At 54.5% G+C, this 24,106-nt stretch carries 25 protein-coding genes; 15 read left to right on the forward strand and 10 right to left on the reverse strand.

Going from position 1 to position 24,106, the window contains the following annotated elements; genetic code table 11:
* Window positions 1–21 precede the first annotated feature (21 nt).
* The 4 genes from VMX96_06355 (at window position 22) to hisB (ending at window position 3,896) form a co-directional block, all read left to right on the forward strand.
* Window positions 22–783 (forward strand): zinc dependent phospholipase C family protein, encoded by a 762-nt coding sequence (locus tag VMX96_06355; protein HUU63522.1) that lies wholly within the window; start codon window positions 22–24, stop codon window positions 781–783.
* Window positions 770–2,098, forward strand: coding sequence for a histidinol dehydrogenase (gene hisD / locus VMX96_06360; GenBank protein HUU63523.1), 1,329 nt, complete (start codon window positions 770–772; stop codon window positions 2,096–2,098). Before VMX96_06355 ends, hisD begins: the two co-directional genes overlap by 14 nt.
* Window positions 2,095–3,213, forward strand: a complete 1,119-nt coding sequence (gene hisC, locus VMX96_06365; GenBank protein ID HUU63524.1) for a histidinol-phosphate transaminase — start codon at window positions 2,095–2,097, stop codon at window positions 3,211–3,213. The genes hisD and hisC overlap by 4 nt, the downstream gene beginning before the upstream one ends.
* 77 nt (window positions 3,214–3,290) lie before the next feature.
* On the forward strand, window positions 3,291–3,896 hold the full coding sequence (gene hisB, locus VMX96_06370; protein ID HUU63525.1) for an imidazoleglycerol-phosphate dehydratase HisB: 606 nt from the start codon (window positions 3,291–3,293) through the stop codon (window positions 3,894–3,896).
* An 87-nt stretch (window positions 3,897–3,983) separates the two neighbouring features.
* On the opposite strand, the gene VMX96_06375 is transcribed toward hisB, so the two are convergent.
* The 10 genes from VMX96_06375 to guaA all read right to left on the reverse strand — a co-directional run bounded on the left by VMX96_06375 (window position 3,984) and on the right by guaA (window position 12,386).
* Window positions 3,984–4,346, reverse strand: a complete 363-nt coding sequence (locus VMX96_06375; protein HUU63526.1) for a cupin domain-containing protein — start codon at window positions 4,344–4,346, stop codon at window positions 3,984–3,986.
* A 1-nt stretch (window position 4,347) separates the two neighbouring features.
* Window positions 4,348–5,265, reverse strand: coding sequence for a phosphoribosylaminoimidazolesuccinocarboxamide synthase (locus tag VMX96_06380; protein HUU63527.1), 918 nt, complete (start codon window positions 5,263–5,265; stop codon window positions 4,348–4,350).
* A 12-nt stretch (window positions 5,266–5,277) separates the two neighbouring features.
* Window positions 5,278–5,631, reverse strand: a complete 354-nt coding sequence (locus VMX96_06385; protein ID HUU63528.1) for a hypothetical protein — start codon at window positions 5,629–5,631, stop codon at window positions 5,278–5,280.
* A gap of 395 nt (window positions 5,632–6,026) precedes the next feature.
* Window positions 6,027–7,319 (reverse strand): adenylosuccinate lyase, encoded by a 1,293-nt coding sequence (gene purB, locus VMX96_06390; GenBank protein ID HUU63529.1) that lies wholly within the window; start codon window positions 7,317–7,319, stop codon window positions 6,027–6,029.
* Window positions 7,316–7,819: a 5-(carboxyamino)imidazole ribonucleotide mutase gene (gene purE, locus VMX96_06395; protein ID HUU63530.1), complete on the reverse strand. Its 504-nt coding sequence runs from the start codon at window positions 7,817–7,819 to the stop codon at window positions 7,316–7,318. The genes purB and purE overlap by 4 nt, the downstream gene beginning before the upstream one ends.
* A gap of 21 nt (window positions 7,820–7,840) precedes the next feature.
* A complete protein-coding gene (locus tag VMX96_06400) occupies window positions 7,841–8,923 on the reverse strand; it encodes an NAD(P)/FAD-dependent oxidoreductase (GenBank protein HUU63531.1) in 1,083 nt (360 codons plus the stop codon).
* Between the two features lie 11 nt (window positions 8,924–8,934).
* Window positions 8,935–10,179 (reverse strand): phosphoribosylamine--glycine ligase, encoded by a 1,245-nt coding sequence (gene purD / locus VMX96_06405; GenBank protein HUU63532.1) that lies wholly within the window; start codon window positions 10,177–10,179, stop codon window positions 8,935–8,937.
* A 9-nt stretch (window positions 10,180–10,188) separates the two neighbouring features.
* Window positions 10,189–10,428, reverse strand: coding sequence for a hypothetical protein (locus VMX96_06410; protein ID HUU63533.1), 240 nt, complete (start codon window positions 10,426–10,428; stop codon window positions 10,189–10,191).
* Window positions 10,429–10,453: 25 nt separating this feature from the next.
* Window positions 10,454–10,708 (reverse strand): demethoxyubiquinone hydroxylase family protein, encoded by a 255-nt coding sequence (locus VMX96_06415; GenBank protein HUU63534.1) that lies wholly within the window; start codon window positions 10,706–10,708, stop codon window positions 10,454–10,456.
* A gap of 16 nt (window positions 10,709–10,724) precedes the next feature.
* Complete coding sequence (guaA, locus tag VMX96_06420) at window positions 10,725–12,386, reverse strand: glutamine-hydrolyzing GMP synthase (protein HUU63535.1); 1,662 nt, start codon at window positions 12,384–12,386, stop codon at window positions 10,725–10,727.
* Window positions 12,387–12,974: 588 nt separating this feature from the next.
* Between guaA and VMX96_06425 the strand changes: the two genes are divergently transcribed.
* From VMX96_06425 to VMX96_06475, 11 genes are all read left to right on the forward strand, one after another.
* Window positions 12,975–13,169 carry a hypothetical protein gene (locus VMX96_06425; protein HUU63536.1) on the forward strand — a complete coding sequence of 65 codons (195 nt, stop codon included), beginning with the start codon at window positions 12,975–12,977 and terminating at the stop codon, window positions 13,167–13,169.
* A gap of 1,450 nt (window positions 13,170–14,619) precedes the next feature.
* Complete coding sequence (locus VMX96_06430; protein ID HUU63537.1) at window positions 14,620–15,231, forward strand: L-threonylcarbamoyladenylate synthase; 612 nt, start codon at window positions 14,620–14,622, stop codon at window positions 15,229–15,231.
* Window positions 15,231–15,680 carry a ribose 5-phosphate isomerase B gene (rpiB, locus tag VMX96_06435; GenBank protein HUU63538.1) on the forward strand — a complete coding sequence of 150 codons (450 nt, stop codon included), beginning with the start codon at window positions 15,231–15,233 and terminating at the stop codon, window positions 15,678–15,680. The genes VMX96_06430 and rpiB overlap by 1 nt, the downstream gene beginning before the upstream one ends.
* A 55-nt stretch (window positions 15,681–15,735) precedes the next feature.
* Window positions 15,736–17,622: a 1-deoxy-D-xylulose-5-phosphate synthase gene (gene dxs, locus VMX96_06440; GenBank protein ID HUU63539.1), complete on the forward strand. Its 1,887-nt coding sequence runs from the start codon at window positions 15,736–15,738 to the stop codon at window positions 17,620–17,622.
* Between the two features lie 234 nt (window positions 17,623–17,856).
* The gene (locus tag VMX96_06445) at window positions 17,857–18,636 is read left to right on the forward strand and encodes a carbon monoxide dehydrogenase accessory protein CooC (protein HUU63540.1); all 780 of its coding nucleotides are present in this window, start codon (window positions 17,857–17,859) and stop codon (window positions 18,634–18,636) included.
* Window positions 18,633–19,829 carry a phosphoglycerate kinase gene (locus tag VMX96_06450; GenBank protein HUU63541.1) on the forward strand — a complete coding sequence of 399 codons (1,197 nt, stop codon included), beginning with the start codon at window positions 18,633–18,635 and terminating at the stop codon, window positions 19,827–19,829. The genes VMX96_06445 and VMX96_06450 overlap by 4 nt, the downstream gene beginning before the upstream one ends.
* Window positions 19,826–21,031 (forward strand): 2,3-bisphosphoglycerate-independent phosphoglycerate mutase, encoded by a 1,206-nt coding sequence (locus tag VMX96_06455; protein HUU63542.1) that lies wholly within the window; start codon window positions 19,826–19,828, stop codon window positions 21,029–21,031. The genes VMX96_06450 and VMX96_06455 overlap by 4 nt, the downstream gene beginning before the upstream one ends.
* A 2-nt stretch (window positions 21,032–21,033) precedes the next feature.
* Window positions 21,034–21,792, forward strand: a complete 759-nt coding sequence (gene tpiA / locus VMX96_06460; GenBank protein ID HUU63543.1) for a triose-phosphate isomerase — start codon at window positions 21,034–21,036, stop codon at window positions 21,790–21,792.
* Entirely contained in the window at window positions 21,789–22,733 is a 945-nt protein-coding gene (gene miaA, locus VMX96_06465) for a tRNA (adenosine(37)-N6)-dimethylallyltransferase MiaA (GenBank protein ID HUU63544.1), read from the forward strand. The genes tpiA and miaA overlap by 4 nt, the downstream gene beginning before the upstream one ends.
* An 87-nt stretch (window positions 22,734–22,820) precedes the next feature.
* Window positions 22,821–23,639 (forward strand): diaminopimelate epimerase, encoded by an 819-nt coding sequence (gene dapF / locus VMX96_06470; GenBank protein ID HUU63545.1) that lies wholly within the window; start codon window positions 22,821–22,823, stop codon window positions 23,637–23,639.
* Between the two features lie 48 nt (window positions 23,640–23,687).
* A complete protein-coding gene (locus VMX96_06475) occupies window positions 23,688–24,101 on the forward strand; it encodes a pentapeptide repeat-containing protein (protein HUU63546.1) in 414 nt (137 codons plus the stop codon).
* The last annotated feature ends 5 nt before the right edge of the window (window positions 24,102–24,106 follow it).

The raw sequence follows: 24,106 nt of genomic DNA on the forward strand, positions 1-24,106 counted from the left end.
TAATAGGATAAACTAGAAAAGATGCCGTTACTTTATCTTCACCTGAGCATTGCCCAGGAGGCAGCAGAGCTGATGCATCATCCCGTAGTAGACCTGAACATGGGAGGCTACCTGGTGGGAACCATCTCGCCCGATGTACACCACATTAGCGGTGTCTCACGAAGCGAAACTCACTTTTTCGACCTGGACAAGAAAGAGTATGAGAGCGGGACACGTCTGCTGTTTGAAGCTCATCCCGACCTTGCCCGAGGGAATAGTCTGGATGCTGCAACGAGATCTTTTATTGCTGGCTACCTCTCCCACCTCATTGTCGATGAGGTCTGGATTAAGGATGTCTATCGCCCTTTCTTCGGCAATTTATCACCGCTCGGCGGGGACCCGATGGCTAACGCTCTCGACAGGCTGCTCCAGTTCGAGCTTGACCGAAGGGAAAGGGAGGATAAAGCGAAGATGGCAGCGATTCGGGCTGAGCTCTGCCAGTGGGAGCCACGGGTAAATATCGATTTTCTGGCGACCACTACCCTGCGCCAGTGGCGGGACTTCGCCTGCGCCGCGATGGCCCGGGAGGTAAAACTGGCCGATTTTCCACCATTTGCCCGAAGCTTCCTTCTCCCCAGCAAAAAGATCGATGCTGAGCAGCTAGAGCCGTTCCTTTTATCAGTGCCGGATAAGCTGGATTGGGCTATTCAGCATGTTACCCCCCAGCGGCTCACCGCCTTCCGGGGGAAAGCCATAAGCCAGTCTGTGAAAGCGGCCAGGGAGTATTTGGGTGAAGATAATTAGTGATTTTCAAAAGGCTAAAGCTGTATTGCAGCGTGCCACCTTTGACCTAGGTGAAGCCCCTCTTGAGGTGAAACGAAGGATAAAAGAGGCCTTCGCTATTGAACTCACCCCTGAGGAGGCGGTGGGCCGGATCATCGCTGCGGTGCGAGATAAAGGGGATGCAGCCCTGCTGGACTTTACCCGGAGGATTGACGGAATAGCGCTGGAATCTCTGGAGGTAAGCGGGCAGGAGCGCCGCGAAGCCCATGGAAAGGTGGATCGGGAGCTCATCGCGGCGCTTAATATCGCTGCGGAGCGGGTGCGCTCATTTCACCAGACCCAACTGCGACACAGTTTCATGCAATTTATGGAAGGCGGACTGGGGCAGACCGTCCGCCCCCTAGAGAGGGTAGGCATCTATGCGCCCGGCGGCACTGCCTGCTACCCATCGACGGTACTAATGACGGCGATCCCGGCCCGGGTCGCCGGGGTGGAAGAGATCATCCTCACCACTCCTCCTGCAAATGGGGGCTATGTCCCCCCGGCTACCCTGGTGGCAGCAGATATAGCCGGGGTAGACCGGGTTTTCAAGGTGGGGGGTGCTCAGGCCATCGCCGCCCTTGCCTATGGCACCGAGTCCATCCCTAGGGTGGATAAGGTCTGCGGGCCAGGCGGACTTTTCGTGACCCTGGCTAAGCGCATGGTCTTCGGCGCAGTCGCTATTGATGGCCTCGCAGGGCCCACCGAGACTTTGATAGTGGCCGACGACTCCGCCTCTCCTGACCGCTGCGCTGCCGACCTTCTGGCACAGGCGGAGCACGACGTACTGGCCACCGCAATACTGATTACCACCTCCTCCAGGCTGGCTAAGGCTGTGGACAAATGGGTGACACGCCAGCTCGAAGGGCTGGAGCGGTCCCAAATTGCCCGCCGCTCTCTGGAGGGAAGGGGCAGGATAATCGTGGTAAGCGATATGGAGCAGGCGATTGAACTGGTTAACATCTATGCTCCGGAGCACGTCTCTTTAATGGTTCGCGATGCCCCGTCATATATAGAACGGATCCGCCACGCCGGGGCTATCTTCATCGGCGAAAATTCACCCGGGGTGCTGGGTGACTACGTTGCCGGGCCGAGCCATGTTTTACCTACGGGAGGAACTGCCCGCTTCTGCTCCTCCCTCGGGGTGGGCGATTTCCTAAAGCTCACCAGCATCATTTCTTTGAGCGACGAGGATGTAGAGGCGCTGGGTCCTGCTGCGTCGACCATCGCCGTAGCGGAGGGGCTCACCGCCCACGCCCGAGCCGCAGAGCTAAGGCTGAAGAAGGGTGGTAAATGATGGGCGATATCGCAAGGGGGAGGGGGCAAGGTGGGGATATCGAAAAAATGATGCGGGGCGACCTATTGGGACTCAAGGCATACCAGCCCATCATACCCCTCGATGTGCTAAGCGAACGGGCTGGTGTCCCCACCGAGGGGGTGATAAAGCTCGACGGCAACGAGAACCCCTATGGCTGCTCGCCGAGGGTAGGACGTGCCCTTGCCGGTTACCCCTTCTATCACATCTACCCCGACCCGGAGCAGCGTGAAATACGAAAATCATTAGCGGGATATGTTGGGGTGGATGCAGCACATATCATAGCCGGCGCCGGCAGCGACGAGCTCATCGACCTCATCCTGCGCCTCTTCCTCAAGCCCGGCGATGGCGTTATCAACTGCGTTCCCACCTTCGGTATGTACCACTTCTGCACCGAGATTTGCGGTGGTAAGGTTAGCGAAGTACCCAGGGACAAATCCTATGCCATCGATATCACCGGTGTAAAAGAGGCTGTAAATGAAAAAACCAAGGTCATCTTCGTCACATCGCCAAATAACCCCACGGGGAATATCACCCCCCAGCGCGATATACTGGAGCTGGTTAAGCTGGGTAAGGTTGTAGTGATCGATGAGGCATACTATGAATTCAGCGGGACCACCGTCGCCCCACTGGTTCCCCAGTATGAAAACCTGATCGTGCTTCGCAGCTTCAGCAAATGGGCAGGGCTCGCCGGGCTGCGCATTGGCTACGGGATATTCCCTACCCTGATCGCAGAACAGCTCATAAAGATCAAGCAACCTTATAACATAAACCTGGCGGCTCAGGTTGCGCTTAAGGAGTCGCTTGCCGACATCGAATACCGCAAGGGCACGGTGCAAAAAATTATCTCAGAACGGGAGCGTCTTACCCAAAAACTCGGCGAGCTCAAGTCTCTAAGGCCATTCCCCTCCCAGGCCAATTTCATCCTCTGCACCGTGGTTAAAGGGGATGCCCGGGTGATTTACGAGGGGCTGCAGAAAAGGGGCATCTTCATCCGCTACTTCGACACCCCACTCCTGAGAAACTCGATTCGCATCAGCGTGGGCAAGCCGGAGCACACCGATGCCCTCATTGAAGCACTGAAGGAGATGTGCTAATCTAAGAGGAGTCCATTCCTACCTTGGGTTGGGTAGGCGCAGTGTATGATGCTTAGCTGTGCTCGTGGAGGGAAGACATGGCAAGACAAAGTGTGAAAAAAAGAACAGCTACCATTACCCGTGAGACCGGAGAGACAAAGATAAGTATTGAGTTCTCCCTCGACGGCAGGGGGAAGTTTGAGATCGTGACCGGCAGCAAGATGTTCGACCACATGCTGACTCATATTGCCCAGCACGGTTTATTTGACATAACTATTTCAGCCTCGGGCTGGGACCAGCACCACGTGGTGGAGGATGTGGCCATATCACTGGGCCAGGCGTTAAATAAGGCGCTGGGGGATAAGAAGGGCATTACCCGCATGGGGCATGCCATCGTGCCGATGGATGAGGCGCTCGCCCTGGTGGCGGTTGACCTTTCCGGCAGGGGATATGCGGTGATAGATGCGTCTTTCAAGAGGAAGAAGATAGGTGACCTGGAGAGCGACCTGGTGCGCCATTTCCTGGATACCTTCGCCCTGGAGGCAAAGATGAACCTCCACGCCAAGGTGCTTGCCGGTATCAACGACCATCACAAGGCAGAGGCTATCTTCAAGGCGCTGGGGCGGGCGCTGGATAGCGCCACCAAGATCGATGCGCGGCTCAGTGGCAAAGTGCCCAGCACTAAAGGGGTTATTGAGGGCTAGACCTCTTCTGTCTCGAATCTGAAATCCTCGATTGCGCGAGTGGCCAGGGGCTTCCCAGTAAACCTCCTGTACCTAATCCTCGACCGCTCACTCGACGATTACAGTATCATCGTGTCTGTAAGCGGGGGAACAGCAGCACAGGAAAATGAGGTCCGAGCCACCGATGTTCCAAATCCTGTGTCTCTTGCCGGGGAGAATAGCAATGCCGTCGCAGGGGCAGACCTCTCTCTCCTCATCCTCGATCTTCATCCTGCCCCTGCCCTCGAGTATATAATATATCTCCTCAGACTTGGGGTGAAAATGCTCGTCGGTTGTAATGCCCGGTGCTAACCTTGCCTCCGCCAGGCTCTGATTCTTTATAGAGGAGTTTGCCGGAGCCAGGATCTCCCTTATCTCTGAGTTATCCTTGGTTATGAAGGGCTCTACCCCGTTCCGGTTTACCACTTCCATATTAGAGCTCCTTGCCGGTGAGCCGGCGATACGCCTCCCGATACCTCTCGGTGGTCTGTGCGATTATATCATCAGGCAGCATCGGTGCCGGCGGCTCCTTATTCCAGCCAGCCTGGACGAGCCAGTCACGTACCGGCTGCTTATCGAAGCCTGGCTGGGAGCGCCCCGCCCGATACTGGCTCGCGTCCCAGAAGCGGCTGGAGTCGGGGGTTAGAAGCTCGTCGATCAGTATTACCCTGCCGTTTACCAGGCCAAACTCCACCTTGGTATCGACGATGATGATGCCACGCTCCAGAGCATACTCGTGGGCGTAGCGGTATATAATCATGGTCTTCTCCATCAGCTCCTCTGCCCGCTCCTCCCCCAAAAGCCGCCTCATCTCATCGAGGGTGATCGGCTCATCGTGCCCTGAGTCCGCTTTTGTTGTTGGGGTGAAGATAGGCTCGGGAAGCCTTTCGCTCTCCGCCAGCCCCTGGGGGAAGGGAACACCGGAAACGGTGCCCTTTTCCCCGTATTCTGCCCACGCCGCGCCGGAGAGGTAGCCCCGCGCCACGCACTCGATGTCGATACGCTCCGCCTTCCTCACCACCATGGAGCGGCGTGCCACGTAGTCAGGGAAGGAGTAGTAGCCAGAGCAGACCTTCTCCCCATATGTATCATTGAGCCATTGGGCATCGTCCACCACCGCGATGAGATGGTTGGGGACAATGTGCTCTGTCTTCTCAAACCAGAATGCGGAGAGCTGGTTCAGGACCATACCCTTGTCGGGGATGCCGCAGGGAAGAACCGAATCGAAGGCGGAGATGCGGTCGGTGGCTATCAACAGCAGGCTATCGCCCAGGTCATAGGTATCCCGCACCTTCCCCCGGTAGAATAGGTTGGACAGGTTGGTTTCAAGTAATAGCTCCATCGTTCCTATATCTCTGCTCGATTACTTCTTTCGTCGCTTGGCAGGAAATGAATCCTCGGTACAGTGAACTTTCTCCCACTTACCCTCTTCATTCTGTTCCCGTACCTCATGCAGCTTTTTTGTCTCTTTATTGCTCGTTCGGTCGATTTCCAGTCTTTCCTCAGCTCTCTGCCCAGTCTGCCCTGCTCGCTTCAACTTTAACTTTAACTTTCTCTCGACAAACCCTGAAGGGTCTTTTGCTTTAAGCTTGAGGGCCTCGTTGCCCACTCCCCCATCACCAACGAGATTATTACGATCTCTCGAACCACATTTTGGACATGCCTTGTCCGACACTTTTAGTTTTACGCCACAACTTCCACAAAAGGTGTCAGCCACCGCTCCGCCTCCTTGTCATAGTCATAGACCAAGCCCAACATACCCTTGCCCTACCCCAGCCCCAGGCGCTCGAAGATCGTATCCACATGGCGCAGGAAATAGCCATAGTCAAAAATGCCCTCAAGCTCAGATTCTGCTAGGTGCAACAATCCCAGCACCATTACATCTCTCGCAGGCGCGCCCTATTACTATCGTATGAGCTTCTTTTCCCCACCCGTTACACTTTGGACAAATTACCCATCGTCGCAAACGGTCTTTGAGCTTACCCCTCCCCTTGCATGTAGGGCATCTCTTCCAAGACCAAATAATTGGTGGTAAATATTTGGGGCCATTTATTGCCCCTACACCTTTGCAGTTTGGGCATGTTATCATCCATTACCTCTCTTCATCACACCCTACCCCAGACCCAGGCGCTCGAAGATCGTATCCACATGGCGCAGGAAGTAGCCGTAGTCAAAAATGCCCTCAAGCTCAGATTTGGAAAGATGCTTGCCGACATTGGGGTCGGCCTGAAGAAGGTCGAGGAAGCTTACCCTATCCTGCCAAGCCTTCATTGCGTTGCGCTGCACCATCTCATACGCGTCTTGCCGGCTGAGTCCCTTATCGATGAGTGAGAGCATCACCCGCTGCGAGAAGACCAGCCCCCTGGTCACCTCCATGTTCTCCTTCATACGCTCCGGGTATACCCGCAGCCCCTTTATGATATAGATAAAGAGGTAGAGGACATAGTCGAGCACCAGGCAGGAGTCGGGGAGTATGATTCGCTCGTTGGAGGAATGGCTGATGTCCCGCTCGTGCCACAGAGCGATGTTCTCAAGCGATGTAAGGGCGTGCCCCCGCACCAGCCTCGACAGGCCAGAGATGCGCTCGCAGAGCTCGGGGTTGCGCTTGTGGGGCATTGCCGATGAACCGGTCTGCCCCTCCTCAAAGGGTTCCTCGGCCTCCAAAGTCTCGGTCCGCTGCAGCCCCCTGATCTCGGTGGCGAACTTCTCCAGTGAGCTGGCGATAATGGCCAGCGTGGTTACAAACTGTGCATGGCGGTCGCGCTGCACAATCTGGCTTGATATCGGCGCTGCCTCAAGCCCCAGTTTGGCGCAGGCTATTTTTTCGACCTCAGGGGTCACTGTAGCATAGGTGCCCACAGCTCCCGAGATCTTGCCCACCGCGATCGCCTTTCTCGCCGCGGCAAGCCGTTCCTCGTTCCGCTTCATCTCCTCGACCCATAGGGCGAGCTTCAGGCCGAAAGTGGTGGGCTCGGCATGAACGCCGTGGGTGCGCCCCATCATTATGGTATGCCGGTGCGCCACCGCCTTCTCCTTCAGATCCACGATAAGCTCGGCGATGTCACGAGCCAGGATGTCCGATGCCGCCACCAGTTGCAGGCCGAGCGCTGTGTCTATAACATCAGAGGAGGTAAGCCCGAGGTGAATGAAGCGACTCTCCTCCCCCAGGCTCTCCGCCACTGCGCCAAGGAAGGCGGTCACATCGTGGTGCGTCTTTTTGAGTATCTCATCGAAGCGTTTAATATTAAAGCGAGCTGTTTTTATCCCGGGGATAGCCTCACTGGGTATGGCCCCTAACTCCGCCCAGGCCTCGCATACAGCGATCTCCACCTGGAGCCACTTCTCGAACTTGGATTCGTCGGACCAGACCTTTTTCATCTGTGGCCTTGAATATCGCTCAATCATCTTTTTGCTCCTTTTCGAGCTTTACGCTGCCTGGACTGTGGCTCCCCGTTTCCTTGTGATAGGCTTCGCCGGTATTCTTCATATGTTCCCTTTATCTTTTCATGCTTTAGCGCGAGAATTGCAGCAGCGAGGATTGCGGCGTTCTCAGCACCATCGATGGCAACACACGCCACCGGCACCCCAGCGGGCATCTGGGCCATGGAGTAGAGGGCATCTACCCCCAATAGCTCGCTTGTCCCCAGGGGAACCCCGATGATAGGCAGTGTAGTCCAGCTGGCGAGTACACCGGGAAGATGCGCCGCTTTCCCCGCACCGGCAATGATCACCTCAATCCCTCGCCGCTCGGCCTCTAACCCGTACTCCCGTGTCTTTTCCGGGTTGCGGTGTGCGGAGATGACCGAGACCTCATACTCGATACCTAACTGCTGCAGCATATCCAGCGCTGGCTGCATCAATGGCTCATCCGATTTGCTTCCCATAACCACGCCGACTAGTGACATATCGAAGCTCCTATAAGAAGATTAAGTGCAGACCGGCCATGTTCCCAGCAGGGCATGCCAGGCATAGCTCCAGACGCGGTCGCTCCTACTCGCTAAATCGAAGTAGAAGCGCGGAGACCAGGCGAAAAGGTTTAGCAGGACCCGTCCTACCTCAAGGCTGGGCATTAACTGGTCATCCACAGCCCGTTGGTAGCTTTTTAGATCAATCGTACCAGACCGCAATGATTCGGCAATTACCGGGGCCGCAAGCTGGGCGCTCCTGATTGCATAGTAAATGCCCTCCCCGGTGAGGGGGTGAACTAAACCGGCAGCATCGCCAAGCAATAAAGCATTGCCTCGCTGGATAGCCATGCCCCGCCTTCTGAGCGGCATGAGGTGCCCGGTGAAATCGTCGATGTCGTTTTTTCCCAAGTGGCGGAGCAGCCGTCCCAGGTACTGTTTAAGACTTTTGGATAAATGAAGCGGTCCTCCCACCCCGACCGACAGGTGATCCCTCTTGGGGAAGACCCATCCGTAGCCGCCCGGTATTTGCCCGATATCCAGGCCTATAAGGGAATCCCAATCGGCCAGTTTATCCTGGGTTACATAGACTTCGTCCTCGAGGGCGAGGCCAAGTTCGAAATCCCTGATCATGCCCAATCTCCTGCCCACCGTCCCTCTGGCACCATCGGCTGCGGCGACAACTTTAGCGGTTATGGGGCCTTCGGCAGTCAGCACCCTGACCCCGGAAGCTGTCATCTCAAGTTGATCAGCCCGCACGCCATCGCTTACAACCGCGCCCGCTTCCTGAGCCTTCTTAACGAGGAAATGATCGAATCTGCTACGCATCACCATGTAGACCAATGGTTGCTTATGCCGCTTAATGCACTCATCGCTTAGTCGATAGGTGATCCTGGCCCCGTAAGCTATCCCTTCGGTCACCGCGCCAATGTCAAAGTCGAGCAGGCTGGCGGCCCTGAAGGTTATACCACCGGCGCAGGGCTTTTCACGGGGTAGCTTCTCCTTTTCCACTATGAGAACTGCTAGCCCCCTGTGGCACAGCTCACGACCCAGCGTGGCGCCAGCAGGACCGGCACCGACTATTATTACATCATAGGAGCTCATGGGGCCACCCCTCAAGCCCCGATGTCATGGCGATAATGGCAGCCCTCAAAATGAATGCGCCGTATATTGCTATAGACCCTATCACCCGCTTCAGCGATGGTTCCACCCGTGGCAGTAACAGTAAGCACCCTTCCGCCATCTGTATATATTTTGCCCTCGCTCTCCCTGGTTCCGGCATGAAACACCAGGATGTCATCTTCAACTTTGTCCAGCCCCCTGATGGGGAAGCCTGTTTTGTAGCTACCGGGATAACCACCGGATGCCATGACCACCCCAACACAGGCTTCATCGCGCCACTCAATCTGAGTCTTGTCCAGACGCTCGTCGAGCACCGCTAACATGATCTCCACAAGATCGCTCTTGAGAAGCGGGAGCATCACCTGGCTCTCGGGGTCGCCGAAGCGGGCATTGAATTCCAGTGCCCTTGGCCCCTCTTCCGTCAGCATGAGCCCGGCATAGAGAACGCCTTTATAGGGCTTGCCCTCCTTTGCCATCGCCCGCACGGTGGGTTCGAGTATGGTATCTCTCACCCTGTTTATCATCTCCCTACCGAAGAACTTCGGCGGACTATAGCTACCCATACCGCCGGTATTTGGACCCTTATCGCCATCGCAGGCCCTCTTGTAGTCACAGGCAGGCACCATAGGAACAACGGTCTTTCCATCGCTGAAGGCAAGTAGGCTCACCTCCTTACCTTGAAGACACTCTTCCACCAGGACCTGGTCTCCGGCCTCACCGAAGATGCGCTTCTCCATTATATCGGATAGCGCCGCCAGTGCCTCAGCGGTGGAACCTGCCACAACGGAACCTTTGCCCGCTGCCAGCCCGTCTGCCTTTACTACAATAGGGATTTGCTGAGTCTTGACATAATCTTTGGCCTCGGCAAAGGACGAGAAACTCCTGCTCCTGGCACAGGGGATACCATATTTTTGCATCAGCCCCTGGGCGAAAACCTTGCTCGACTCGATCCTGGTCGCCTCTTTGCTGGGACCGAAGACAGGAATGCCACGAGCTTGAAAGAGATCGACGATACCTGTGGCAAGCGGTGCTTCAGGGCCGACTACGGTGAGATCGATTCTTCGTTCCTGGGCTACTTGGGCCAGGGACTCAAGCTCTGTAGGTTTAATGTCCAGGTTTTTTGCGATGAGCCCAGTCCCCGCATTTCCCGGCGCAATATAGATCTCCTCAACATTGGGGCTCTGACCGAGCTTCCATGCCAGGGTATGCTCCCTGGCACCACCGCCGATGACCAGCACCTTCAGCAATTATTCACTCTCCGGCGGTATGCTCCTCACCTTACGCGTCGAGCGCAGTCTCAGAATTGCCAGCCATGCCGCAGCCATAAAAACAGCGATAGCAACATAGTACCACGAATCTGTGATAAGCCCAAGTTTCTCCCCAGGGTCACTATAAAGCACTTCGCTTACTATACCCGCCGCAAGACATCCCAGTGCCACAACCCCCAATATGTACGATAATACTGTCTTCCATGCCCATGTTTCCATCTATAATCAACCCCTTTTTAGCCAGTTATAGCCCCTCTTTTCTAAACATCTCAGCCTGGAGTGGGTCGAGCTTCCGAATGAGCTTGGTAAGCTCGACAACGTGCTCCTTTTCCTCGTCACGAATGTGCTCCAGGACCTTTGCTGCCTCTTCGTCCGCTACGGTGTCGCTATGCTCTTGATACTGGTTGATAGCCTGAAGTTCCCCGATCAGGTCCTCTCGCAGCATCTCCAGATCCAGCTCCGGATCTGCCTCATCCTCATAGTCGGAATCGTATGTCATTTATCGCCTCCTTTTCTTACTCCCATTCTATAGTTGACGGCGGCTTTGATGAGATATCATAAACCACCCGGTTAACCTGGGGAACCTCGTTGACGATGCGGTTTGAGATACGCGCCAGCAGGTCGTACGGCAGGCGTGCCCAGTCGGCGGTCATGGCATCCTCCGAGGTAACGGCGCGTATAGCAATGAGATAGCCGTAAGTGCGATAATCACCCATCACCCCAACGCTCCTGGTATCGGTCAGGACAGCAAAGCTCTGCCAGAGCTGGCGGTATAGCTTGGCCTTCTTGATCTCGTTCATTACGATCCAGTCGGCAGCCCGTAGTATCTCCAGCTTCTCCCTGGTTACCTCACCGATAATCCTTATAGACAGCCCCGGCCCGGGGAAGGGCTGGCGCCATACCATCTCCTCGGACATGCCCAGCTTGACCCCCACCTCTCTCACCTCATCCTTGAACAGGTAGCGAAGCGGCTCTATAAGGGAAAGCGTCATCTTTGTCGGCAGGCCGCCCACGTTGTGATGGGTCTTTATCTTCGCCGAAGCCCTGCTCTCAGAAGTGATGCTCTCTATAACATCAGGATAAAGGGTCCCCTGAACCAGCAAATCCACCTTCCCCAGCCTGGCAGCCTCTTCCTCGAACACCCGGATGAATTCCTCCCCCACCAGGCGACGCTTCATTTCAGGATCAGTAACCCCCTCAAGACGCTGGAGAAACCTATCGGTGGCATCGATGGTAATAATGTTCATCCTCAGGTTCCGCTGGAAGGTATTGATGGTTCGCTCCGCCTCCTCCTGACGCAGCAGGCCGTTATTGACAAAGATACAGGTTAACTGATCGCCGATGGCACGATGAACTAACGCCGCCGTTACTGCAGAGTCGACACCGCCAGAGAGGGCGCAGATAGCACGACCCTCACCCACCTGCTTCCTGATCCTGTCTATACTCTCTGTGATGAAGCTGCCCGGGCTCCAGTTACCGGTGCAGCCGCAGACACGGTAGAGGAAGTTCTTCAGCACCTCCTTCCCCTGAGGGGTATGTACCACCTCGGGGTGAAACTGTATTCCAATGATCCCGTGATCATTGCCCATGGCCGCGACAGGGGAATTTTCGGTATAACCTAGTACGGCAAATCCGGGGGGCATCTCCACTATCAGATCGCCGTGGCTCATCCAGACCGGCATGGAGGGTGGCAAGTCAGCGAAAATGGGCGATTCCACATCACCCTGATGCAGGATAGCATGACCGTATTCACGCCTGGTACCCCGGGCAACCCTCCCTCCAAAATGATGAGTGAGCACCTGCATTCCATAGCAAATACCCAGTATGGGGAGATGGCTTTCGTATATATGGCTAGGGGCAAGCGGTGCTCCGTCGTCATAGACGCTGGCTGGACCACCGGAGAAGATGAACCCCCTGGGCTTTATGGAGGCTATCCTTTGCCAGTCGGTATCGTAGGGCAATACCTCGCTGTAGACCTGGCATTCCCGTACCCTGCGGGCGATGAGCATGCTGTATTGCGAGCCGAAGTCGATTACCACCACCGCCTCCCGTTCCACCTCGGGTTCCCTCTCCACTACAGGCTTCTCGCCAGCCTTCTGCTTGGCGATCTCTAGATATGTGGAAACCTCCAGGTCATCGCTGGTGGTTACCCGAAATCCTTCCTCTTTCCTATCCATAGCACGCCAAATCCTCGACCAAAGCTTATCACTGTGGTATGCTTTTATCAATAGGCGTTATGCTTTGGTCATCCGACGTTATACTTTCGTCGCAAATGGATATAAGAGGATTGAATTTTTTATTCTTATCGATTAATTCATTTTGTGACAGATTGGCATAGTCTTGAGTCATCTCTAAGCTGGAGTGACCCAGTATCCTCTGTAAACTAACCGCATCGCCACCCTGCGTTATCCAGTTACGCCCGAAGGTGTGCCGAAGAGTGTGAGGACTCGGTCGTATACCCTCTATACCTGCTTAACAAATCTGTTAATTGCCTTAATTAAAAATATTACATCGCCTTCTAATCACAACAAATCACGGGCTGATTTCCGCATTTAAATGAAACTAAAGAACTTCAGTTAAGTAAAGGAAACTAAAAGGAAATTGATAATTATTTACGCCCATGCTATAAATGTTAATGTGAATCCTCAGTATTTCCTACAAATGTGATTTTGGTCTTTTGCCAGGTGCCTGCCGGCAAATTGGCCCTTTAAGTAGCGTATAGCCGCTCTTTTTAAAAACTTAAAAAGGAAGGGGGTGAGATCAAAATGGCAACTATGTTTGCTGCAGTCGTGGACCTGCTCTTAGTCGTTAAGCAGATGTTATTGGATATAGTTGGTATGCTGCTTGGCAACGTGACGGATCTGCTCAACTCGACGGTAAGCCTGCTAGGTATACTAGCCGGAGTACTTTACGACGTCGAGGCCTTGCTGGAGAAGGTCATAACAATGTTGATCTCGTAAGAGCATCACGATATAAAGTATCGCAAAAGAGATTTGCAAGGAGTGGGGGCCTCCAAATGAGGCCCTCATTCCATTTTCAAACCGCTTCCGGCCACAAAGCACACTCTTCATTGAATTGAGCTGCCCCAAAGTCCGTCTTGGTTATCCTTCTAACGCCTATCACGCCGTCCTACGAAGGTAATATGGATATGGCTCTGGATACGTACTCTGTGTGACATTACTGAGCAACTAGGTGAATCACCCCTCAGCGAGCGGAGGAGTATCTGAAAGCCCTTCCAACATGCGTAATTGGAAGGCGTTCTCCTAGTGGGTTTGATATTCAGTGGTATATATCTATCTCTCCAGCACTGTGGAACTTCATTGCCTAAAATGCGCTTCCTGCACTCGGGTACCCCAGACCAGGTGGTACTTAAGGTCAAAAACGTTATACTTCGTCTTTCTGACCCCCATGTTAACCCGCCAGAACCGAACCCATAGTTAAAACGGAACCCCATTTAGCAAATCATAAAACCAAACTGTAGAACTTCAGTTAAGTAATGTCAATTAATCAACTTAATACTCACATTAAACTCGAATAAGAGGACGATTTTATAGCTATAATACAAATATGTATACAGCCTTAATTAAAAACATATGTTTACTCATGAATTATGCATCATTAATGGCTAATCAGGCCACAAATTTTTCTTTTGTGCACGCTCCGAGTAAAAAAGCCGCATGTTCAGCGGGAGATGCCGTCCAGCCTGAGCCGGGCGCCTCGGCTCAAACTGGGGGCTAGATGTTACTCCTCCTCTTCGTCAGCCTGCTCAACCAAATCATCGAAGACCACGGCAGGAATATGGATGTCTTCGGGGTCAGCACCGAGCTTCTTGACATCTTCCCACAGATGTTTCAATCCAGAACGCGAGCGGTATCCGCTCTACCCTTTGCTCCAGGGCTTGCCTGCTGCGAAAAACGCCCTCATTCCTGCCGAAAAATGAGGCTAGTGCTTGCTTCGTGTTATCGGTGATTAACAAGGCCCTCACTCCTGCCTTTGTTTTTGGCCCCCAAGCTCCTTGCCTAAACTTTTTGCACTCGTAGCAGCTACAATGCTGCCTACTGGGTATCTCGATATAGCCTTTGTCCCAGTTAACCCAAGTTTTCAAGGTGTGTTGAACCTCGCCAATTCTCAGGCCAGCGAACAAAGGTAAGCGTACTACCAGGTGATCGAGTTCATCACGGCACGTACTAAGTAGCTGCCTCGCTTCCTCGGAGTTTAGCGCATCATCCTTGCTGCTTCTTAGCGTTGTTGGCACAATACTCCTTCTTGAGGTTTAGAATTGTCAGCCTCAAGGCTGTTCGCCAATCCAATTAGCGATTGTGATACGTGGTCGAGAGCTATTCCAATTTCACGAATGTAGTGGACAGGGCTTTGGCATGTGGCATAACACTGTGATATACTGGCGTCAAGATGGAAAGGAAGATACATCAGGCTATAGAAACACTGAAGAATGGGGGGATCGTCGCCTTCCCCACAGATACCGTCTATGGGCTGGGTGCTAATGCCTCTAGTCATGGCGCCATCTTAAGGATTTATGAGGCAAAAAGGAGACCGCGCCATCTTGCCCTTCCCCTGCTACTCGCCGACGTGTCCCAGATTCCGTCCGTGGCCAGGGATATGCCCGAGATTGCATGGCTGTTGGCGAAGCACTTCCTACCTGGGGGTTTAACCCTTGTTTTGTATAAATCTCCATCAGTATCGAGCCTGATCACGGGGGGGAGCGAAAAAATTGCAGTGCGGGTGCCGGCTCACCCTATTCCTATCGCCCTACTGGAGGGTCTGGACGCCCCCATCACCGGCACAAGCGCAAACCTCACCGGCAAACCCAGCCCGCTAACCACCCAGGAGGTTCATAACCAATTGGGAGACATGGTCGACCTCATTATCGATGGTGAATGTCCAGGAGGAGTCGTTTCCACAGTAATTGACATAACCACTGACCCCATCAGGATTCTCAGGGAAGGGGCGATAAGCAGTGAGGAGATCTCAAGGGTATGCGAGGCTACAGTAAAGGAGGGCTGATGCTCATCGCTATTGGCTGTGATCACCGGGGGCTGACTCTGAAGAAGAAAATTATGGAGCTCCTCCCGGAGTTGGGATACGAGTACGAGGACTTGGGCTGCTATGATACTGGCTCGGTGGACTATCCCGATATCGGGGGCAAGGTAGCTCAGGCGGTCGCCCAGGGGCGCGTGAACCACGGCATCCTGATATGCAGCACGGGTATAGGCATGAGCATGGTGGCCAACAAGTTACCCGGAGTCCGTGCTGCCCTCTGCCACGATACCTTCAGCGCACAGCGCAGCAGGGCGCATAACAATGCCAATGTCCTCTGCCTCGGGGAGTGGGTAGTAGGGGAGGGACTGGCCAAAGATATCGTCAAGGCCTACCTTGCCGCTGATTTCGAAGGGGGGAGGCATGCCGAGCGTCTGGAGAAGTTAAGGGCACTGGAGGAAGGAAAGCTTCCTTGACAAATTTCAGCCTCCATTGCTAATATGGCCTCATCTAAAGGAGACAAATACTGTAATGCTGGATAGCATCAATGATCCCTCTGACCTGAAGGGACTCACCCATCCCCAGTTGGAGCAGCTTGCCGCTGAACTGCGGAGCATTATCATTAAAACAGTGGATGCCAATGGCGGACATCTCGCCTCCAACCTGGGTGTTGTGGATCTCACCATCGCGCTGCATCGCACATTCAAGAGCCCCAGGGACAAGATCGTATGGGATGTAGGTCATCAGACCTACGCTCATAAGCTGCTAACCGGGCGCAGGGAACGCTTCGCTACTATTCGACAGTACGGGGGTCTTAGCGGATTTACCGATCGTGAGGAGAGCCCTCATGATCCCTTCGGCGCCGGACACGCCTCGACATCGCTCTCCGCAGCACTGGGTATGGCGATTGCCCGAGACCTCGCCGGTGAAAAATACCACGTAATTGCAGTCATAGGTGATGGCTCCATGACCGGTGGGATGGCTTTTGAAGCCATCAATCAGGCGGGACACCTGGGCACCAGGCTCATCGTGGTGCTCAATGACAACGGGATGGCGATCTCCCCCAGCGTGGGTGCCCTATCCCGGCTCTTTTCAAGGCTGAGGCTTGGCCGCCGCTACTATCGAGCCAGGGTGGAGGCCTCACAGGTGGTTACCAGGCTGCCCTGGGCAAACTGGCTTCGTCTGGTGGAGGAGAGGGTTAAGAAGGGCGTTAAGGGTATGATAATTCCCTCCATGTTCTGGGAGGAACTGGGCTTCACCTATATTGGACCGATCGATGGTCACGATCTAACCGAGCTTGAAGACACCCTCGCCCATGCCAGAGACTACGCACGAAGGCCTATACTGGTCCATGTGGTTACCAGAAAGGGCAAAGGGTACCTTCCTGCTGAGAATGATGCGGTCGCTTTTCACGGCGTGTCCCCAAATCAAGGCAAGAAGGCAAACGCCCCTTCCTATAGCCAGGTCTTCGGCCAGACCCTCCTTCGCCTGGTCAGGGAGAATCCCAAGATAATTGCGGTCACCGCGGCGATGCCCGAAGGTACCGGGCTAAACCCTCTCGCCGCCGAGTTTCCCAGGCGATTCTTCGATGTAGGCATCTGTGAACAACATGCCGTTACCTTCGCCGCAGGGCTCGCTACCCACGGTTTTATCCCCGTTGTCGCCATATACTCCACCTTCCTCCAGCGAGCCCTGGACCAGATCATTCACGATGTATGCATCCAGAACCTACCGCTTATCTTTGCCATCGACCGCGGGGGAATTGTGGGCGAGGATGGCAAGACCCACCAGGGCACCTTCGACCTATCCTACCTTGGCATTATCCCCAACCTGGTGCTCGCATCGCCTAAGGACGAAAACGAACTTCAGCACCTTCTCAATACCGCGGTGAGGGCAAACCGCCCCTTTGCGCTTCGCTACCCCAAGGGCCCAGGACTGAACGTGCCACTGGATGAGGTATGGCAGGAACTCCCTATTGGGAAGGGGGAGGTACTCCGGGCGGGAGAGGATGTCAGCATTCTCGCTATCGGGGCTACCGTGGCCCCTGCCCTTGAAGCGGCCAATAGGCTGGCTGACAAGGGGATTGAATGCACGGTAGTTAATGCCCGCTTCGTAAAGCCCCTGGATTCCTCGCTTATTCATGATGTTGCTCGTCGCACCAAGAGGGTGGTCACCGTGGAGGAGAATGCCCTCTGCGGCGGGTTTGGCAGCGCGGTTACCGGGCTTCTGGCAAGCTCCCATACATCCGATCTTCGGGTAGAGCGTATCGGGCTACCTGACGAGTTCGTGGAGCATGGCCCTCAGGAAGTACTCCGTGCCAAATACGGTCTGGATGCCGACGGTATCGCCCAGCGGGTTATTTCGTCATTTCCCGAGCTCAGTCCTCCAATGAAAGTTAAAAATAGGTCAGGCCTTTAAGCAAACAGGGGTTCTTGCTTCATGAAGCCTTGCGTAAAATTCGTAAAAGGGAATCAGGTGCTACTTGCGCACCTGACTTTTTTATTTTACCGGGTGTTAGGCAGATTAATCTGATTATTAAAATCATGCCGATATATGAATCGAGTTAAAAATACTGAGAGCTATCATCGAGGCTTTGGCTTCGAAATCTAATCTCGACCTGAAGAAGTGAAAAAAACTAAACGAGTGTGAAAAATGAAACTGGCGATCACTGGAAAGGGAGGCGTGGGAAAGACCACACTGGCAAGCCTGCTGGCACGCCTCTACGCCGCTGAAGGAAAGGCTGTGCTGGCGATAGATGCGAACCCCGACGCCAATCTCGCATTGGCCCTCGGTCTCCCACCGGGTGAGGCGCGTCGCATCAGCCCCATCGCTGAGATGAAAGACCTGATAGAGGAGCGAACCGGAGCTAGGCCGGGGAGCGAGGCTCCCTTCTTCAAGCTCAACCCCAGGGTTGATGACATCCCTGAGCGGTTCTCGGCGAAAATAGATGGGATCAGGCTACTTATTATGGGCACGGTGAAGACTGGGGGAAGCGGTTGCATGTGCCCTGAGAGCGCTCTGCTTAAAAACCTGATAAGCCACCTCCTCCTAAGGGAGTCCGATGTGGTAATTATGGATATGGACGCTGGCGTGGAGCACCTCGGCCGGGGAACGGCACAGGCAATGGATGCCTTGATCATCGTCGTAGAGCCGGGGAGGAGGAGCATCCAAACGGCGGAGGCGATCGGGAGACTGGCGTCAGACCTGGGCATCAAGAGGTACTATGTCGTGGGTTCTAAAACTATTAGCGACGCCGACCGCCGTTTTATTACCAAGAGCTTGCCCGATTTTGAGGTGCTCGGCTTTATAGGTTACAGCCCAAAGATCAGGGAGGCCGATCTGAGCGGGGTGAGCATCTTCGATGCTGACCCGGAGGTAGTGGCGGAGGTGAGAAGCATAAAGGAAAGGCTAGAGCGCAAGGAGGCGAAATGAATAAAAAAACCGTCAGGGACATCGATGTCAGCGGGAAGAGGGTTCTGGTCCGAGCTGACCTCAACATTCCATTGGATGAGGAGACCGGAGCAATCAGCGATGACACCCGCATTCGAGCAGTAATTCCCACTATACGATATCTCATCGATAGGAAGGCGCGGGTGATCCTCTGCTCTCACTTGGGGCGTCCCGAGGGAAAGGTAGTCGATGAGCTGAGGCTAGCTTCGGTTGCCGGGCGACTCTCCGAGATTCTAGGATCGCCGGTGGAGATGGCAACGGATTGTATCGGCCCACAGGTGGAAGAAGTGGTGGGGAGGCTCAAAGAGGGAGATGTCCTCTTGCTGGAGAACCTTCGCTTTCACCCTGAGGAAGAGAAAAATGACCCCGGCTTCGCCAAAGCGCTGGCGCGACTGGCTGACATCTATGTAAATGATGCCTTCGGTACTGCCCACAGGGTACACGCCTCCACTGTGGGTGTCGCCGAGCATCTGCCCGCGGTCGCTGGTTTCCTCATGGAGAAAGAGATAGATGTTATGTATAAGGTGCTGAATGATCCAGTTCGTCCCTTCGCCGCTATCATCGGCGGAGCAAAGATAAACAGCAAAATCGGTGTTTTAGAGTATATACTGGATAAGGTGGATTCCCTGCTCATTGCTGGCGGCATGAGCTCCACCTTCCTAAGGGCTTTGAAATATGATGTCGGCCAGTCATCGGTGAAGGAGGATAAAGTGAGCTTGGCCCAGTCGCTGATGGAGAAAGCCGCCGAGAAGGGAGTTCATCTCCTTTTACCCAGCGATGTGGTGGTTGCCGATAGATTCGCCTCTGATGCCCGGTCCAGGACTGTGCCTATCGACAACGTGCCTGCCAGTTGGTATGTTATGGATATAGGGCCACGAACCATCGAGCTATTTGAGGCCAAGCTGCGTAAGAGCAAAACAATAATATGGAATGGACCGGTAGGGGTATTCGAGTTCCCTAAGTTCAGCAAGGGTACCGAGGCTATGGCGAACCTGCTGGCAGGTTTGGACGCTACCACCATAATTGGTGGCGGTTCAACCGCTGAGGCTGTAGTGGAGATGGGCTTCGCGGGTAAGATAACCCACGTCTCCACCGGCGGTGGGGCATCACTGAAGTTCCTGGAGGGAAAAACCCTGCCTGGGGTGGAGGTGCTGCAAGACAAGGAGAATGGATGATCGGGCTTGAGCAAATAAAAGAGATAGCCAGACCGACTCCCTCCAGAATTGTATTACTGGTTATCGATGGACTAGGAGGGCTGCCCCATCCTGAGACGGGCAAGACAGAGCTGGAAAGCGCTAAAACCCCTAACCTCGATCGGCTGGCAAGCGAAGGTATCTGTGGCATGATCGACCCGATCGGCCCAGGGATCACCCCGGGCAGCGCCCCCGGCCATCTGGCTCTATTCGGATACGACCCGCTAAAATTTACCGTGGGGCGCGGTATCCTTGAGGCTCTGGGCATAGACTTCGAGCTTAAAGCTGGTGACGTCGCTGCCAGAGGCAACTTCTGCACCATTGACGAGAGCGGCGTAATCACCGACCGCCGGGCAGGTCGTCTCTCCACCCAGATTTGCTCCGAACTATGTAGGCTCCTGGACAGGATGAATATAGATGGTGTGGCGATTTTTGTCTCGCCGGTAAGGGAGCACCGCTTTGTGGCGGTGTTTCGTGGGGAGGGGCTCTTGAGCGCGCTTCATGATTCCGATCCGCAGCAGGAGGGACTGCCACCAAGGGATGTTGTCGCTCATTCTCCCCAGGCTGAAAGGGCTGCAAGTATTGCCAATAAATTTATCTCTCAGGCAAGGGCTACCCTCGCCAATCGCCATCCCGCAAACATGGTTATGCTGCGGGGATTTGCCCACCATCCCGATCTCCCCAAGATGAGCGAGGTCTTCAGTCTCAAACCCGCAGCCATCGCCCACTATCCCATGTATCGGGGGCTGGCAAAGCTGGTAGGCATGGAGGTTCTCCCCACAGGAGCCACCATTGAGGAGGAAATTTTCACTCTGGCCGAACACTACGATGCCTACGATTTTTTCTTTCTCCATGTAAAAGAGGCCGACAGCGCCGGCGAGGATGGCGACTTTACACAAAAGGTCGGGGTTATCGATAAGGTGGATATGGCCTTGCCCCAGCTTCTGCACCTCGCTCCAGAGGTCATCATGGTTACCGCTGACCATTCTACCCCCGCAGTGCTGAAGGGGCACAGCTGGCATCCAGTCCCCTTTCTACTGCATTCTAAGTGGTGCCGCCCCGATGGAGTGGTGGAATTCTCCGAGCGTGCCTGCATTAGCGGGGCACTGGGGAGATTTGCAGCAACCGATGTTATGTCCCTGGCCTTGGCAAATGCCCTGAAGCTTAAAAAATTTGGAGCGTAAAGATGAGAACACCGATGATCGCAGGCAACTGGAAGATGAATACCACCCTGGCGGAAGCCTCAGTCCTGGTAAGGGAGATGAAGGAGGGGCTTGAGCGTGTAACGGGTGTGGAGAAGGTGCTCTGTCCCCCATTCATTTCCCTGTCTTTGGTCCAGGAGCACCTGCAGGGCTCATCTATCAAGGTGGGGGCACAGAATATGCACTTTGAGCAGCACGGTGCCTATACCGGTGAGATTTCACCCTTGATGCTTTGCGGAATTTGTGAATATGTCATCCTGGGCCACTCCGAGCGCAGGCAATACTTCGATGAGAGCAATGACATCGTGAACCGGAAGATTAAAGCAGCGCTCGATGCCGGGCTAACCCCAATCCTTTGCGTTGGTGAGCGGCTTGAGGAGAAGGAATCAGAAAAAACTGAGGAGGTGGTAACCAGCCAGGTGAGGGAATCGCTTCAGGGCGTCGAATCGCTAAACCGGATGATTATCGCCTACGAGCCGGTCTGGGCTATAGGAACTGGAAGGGCAGCGAGCGGTGAGGGAGCGAATGCTACCATTACTATAATCAGGAATACAGTGGCCGAGCTTGACAGCAAGCGGAGCGCCCAGGAGACAAGGATCCTATACGGAGGAAGCGTGACCGCTGCCAATATAGCCGAATATTTCGGGCAGCCAGAGATCGACGGTGCACTGGTAGGGGGAGCGAGCCTCAAAGCGGAGGAATTTGTATCTATCGTGGCGAAAACGGCAGCGATAAAGAAATGAGCCACCTTATAGCGATTGTAGGCCCCACCGCGGTGGGCAAGAGTTCTCTGGCAATCCATCTGGCGCAGGTCTTCGGTGGCGAGATCGTAAGCGCCGACAGCAGACAGGTTTTTCACGGAATGGACATCGGCACAGCCAAGCCAAGCCCCGAGGAGCGCGAACTGGTTCCCCACCACCTCATCGATGTAGTAGAACCGGACCAGGATTTCACCCTCGCCCTCTATCAGCAGATGGCAACCAAGGCAATCCAGGATATTCAGCGTCGGGGCAGGCTGGCACTCCTAGTGGGAGGCAGTGGGCTTTACGTGCGGGCGCTGTTAGGAGGCTTCAGAATCCCCCATGTCTCCCCGGATGCCGAGCTGAGGCGTAGCCTGAAGCAGAAAGCGGCAGAGGAAGGCTATATGGCGCTCTATGAGGAACTAAAAGGGGTCGACCCCACTGCGGCTAAACGGATAGACCCCCGCAATGTGCGCCGGGTAATAAGGGCGCTTGAGGTTTTTCGTTCTATCGGGCTCCCCTTCTCCCAACTCCAGGGTAGCTCGCCTTTTTTACCAAACTATCGCACTATAACAATCGGGCTTACCACCAGCAGAGGGGATCTATACCGCAGAATCGATTCCAGGGTTGATACTATGATGGAGCAAGACCTGGTTAAGGAGGTCAAGCTGCTGCTGGAGCAGGGCTACTCTCTCGATCTACCCGCGATGTCGGGTCTGGGCTATAAACAGATCGGTCAATACCTTAAGGGGGAGTTGAATCTGGCTGAAGCGGTACAGAAGATAAAAAACGAGACCCACCGTTTCGCCCGCCATCAGTATGCCTGGTTCCGCCTCAATGATGAGGCAATCCAGTGGTTCCATGTGGGACTTGGTATGGAACAACTGGTTCAGAGCCTCCTTCAAGGATTCATTCCTGAACCAACAGGTGGTGAACTGGCATGAGCCAGGAGAACGAATATAAGTCAATGAAAAGGACAGGTTGTTGCAAACTCAGGATTGAATTGACGGACCAGCCGAATAGAACGAAAAATGAAATTTGCTAAGCTGCAGGCAACAGGCAACGATTTCATATTGATCGAGGACGGTAAGGAGCGCGATTGGTCGTCGCTGGCAAAAGCCATGTGCCATCGCCACTTCGGCATCGGCGCCGATGGCCTTATCATTTTGCTCCAATCAAAGGTTGCCGAACTGGGGATGCGCCTTTTCAACCCGGATGGCTCGGAGGCAGAGGCCTGCGGTAATGGTCTGAGGTGCCTCACCAGATATGCTATTGAGAGGGGAATACTCGCCGCCGGGGAGTTTACCGTGGAAACGCTGGGAGGTATAAGAAAGGTAAACTCTTGTGGAAACCTCATCCAGGTAAATATGGGAAAGCCCGAGTTTAAGGCGGATGAGATACCAATGTGCATCGAAGAGAATCTTGACATAATAATAGATTACCCCATTACGGTTCAGGGCAGAAAACTCCTTTTGACCTGTCTTTCTATGGGGAATCCACACGCCGTCTGCTTCCCGGATGATCCGGTGGCAGACTTTCCTCTTTCCGCACTGGGGCCAGAGGTGGAAACCCATCTACTTTTCCCCAAACGGGTAAATTTTGAGGTAGCAAATATTCTGGATCGGAAAAAGGTGAGGGCCAGGGTATGGGAGCGCGGGGTAGGGGAGACCCTTTCATGCGGCACCGGTGCCTGTGCGGTGACAGTAGCAGCCCGACTCCACGACCGCGTTTCTGGCGATGTCGATATAGTGTTACCCGGAGGCGTACTCACAGTTACCTGGGATGGGGTTGGGGAGATGATGCTCAGCGGATCTGCGGATCTGGTATTTTGGGGTGAGTGGCCTGAATAGGCGTGGACATATCGTTTACAGGCAATTAAAATAGTTGGAGGTGTAATTATGGACGAGAGTTTGACTGAGAAAATCAAGCCCAGCGCTAACCTGCGCGGCGATGATTTGAGTGGCACCGACCTGTCTGGTGCAATGCTTATACAGGCTGATATGCTGAATTGTGACCTCTCCGCGGCAAACCTATCCGGCGCCGACCTGAATGGCGCCGATCTCACCGATGCCGACCTTTCGGATGCCAACCTCACCGGTACCAATTTAACCCGCGCCAGGCTCAGGGGCACGCTCTTCTGCCATGCCGATCTCACCGGCACCATATTAGCCCAGACCGACCTCGAGGACGCAGACTTCAGCGGGGCGAAACTCGATGCGGCAAAGCTCGACATTTCGGGTGCCCGGGCTTGGCAGCAGGCGAGGTGGGATCCGCCGGTGCTCGAGGTACTGAAGGAAAGGTTTGAAAAGTAGGCCTT

Source organism: Dehalococcoidia bacterium (genome assembly GCA_035528575.1).
Taxonomy (GTDB): domain Bacteria; phylum Chloroflexota; class Dehalococcoidia; order E44-bin15; family E44-bin15; genus DATKYK01.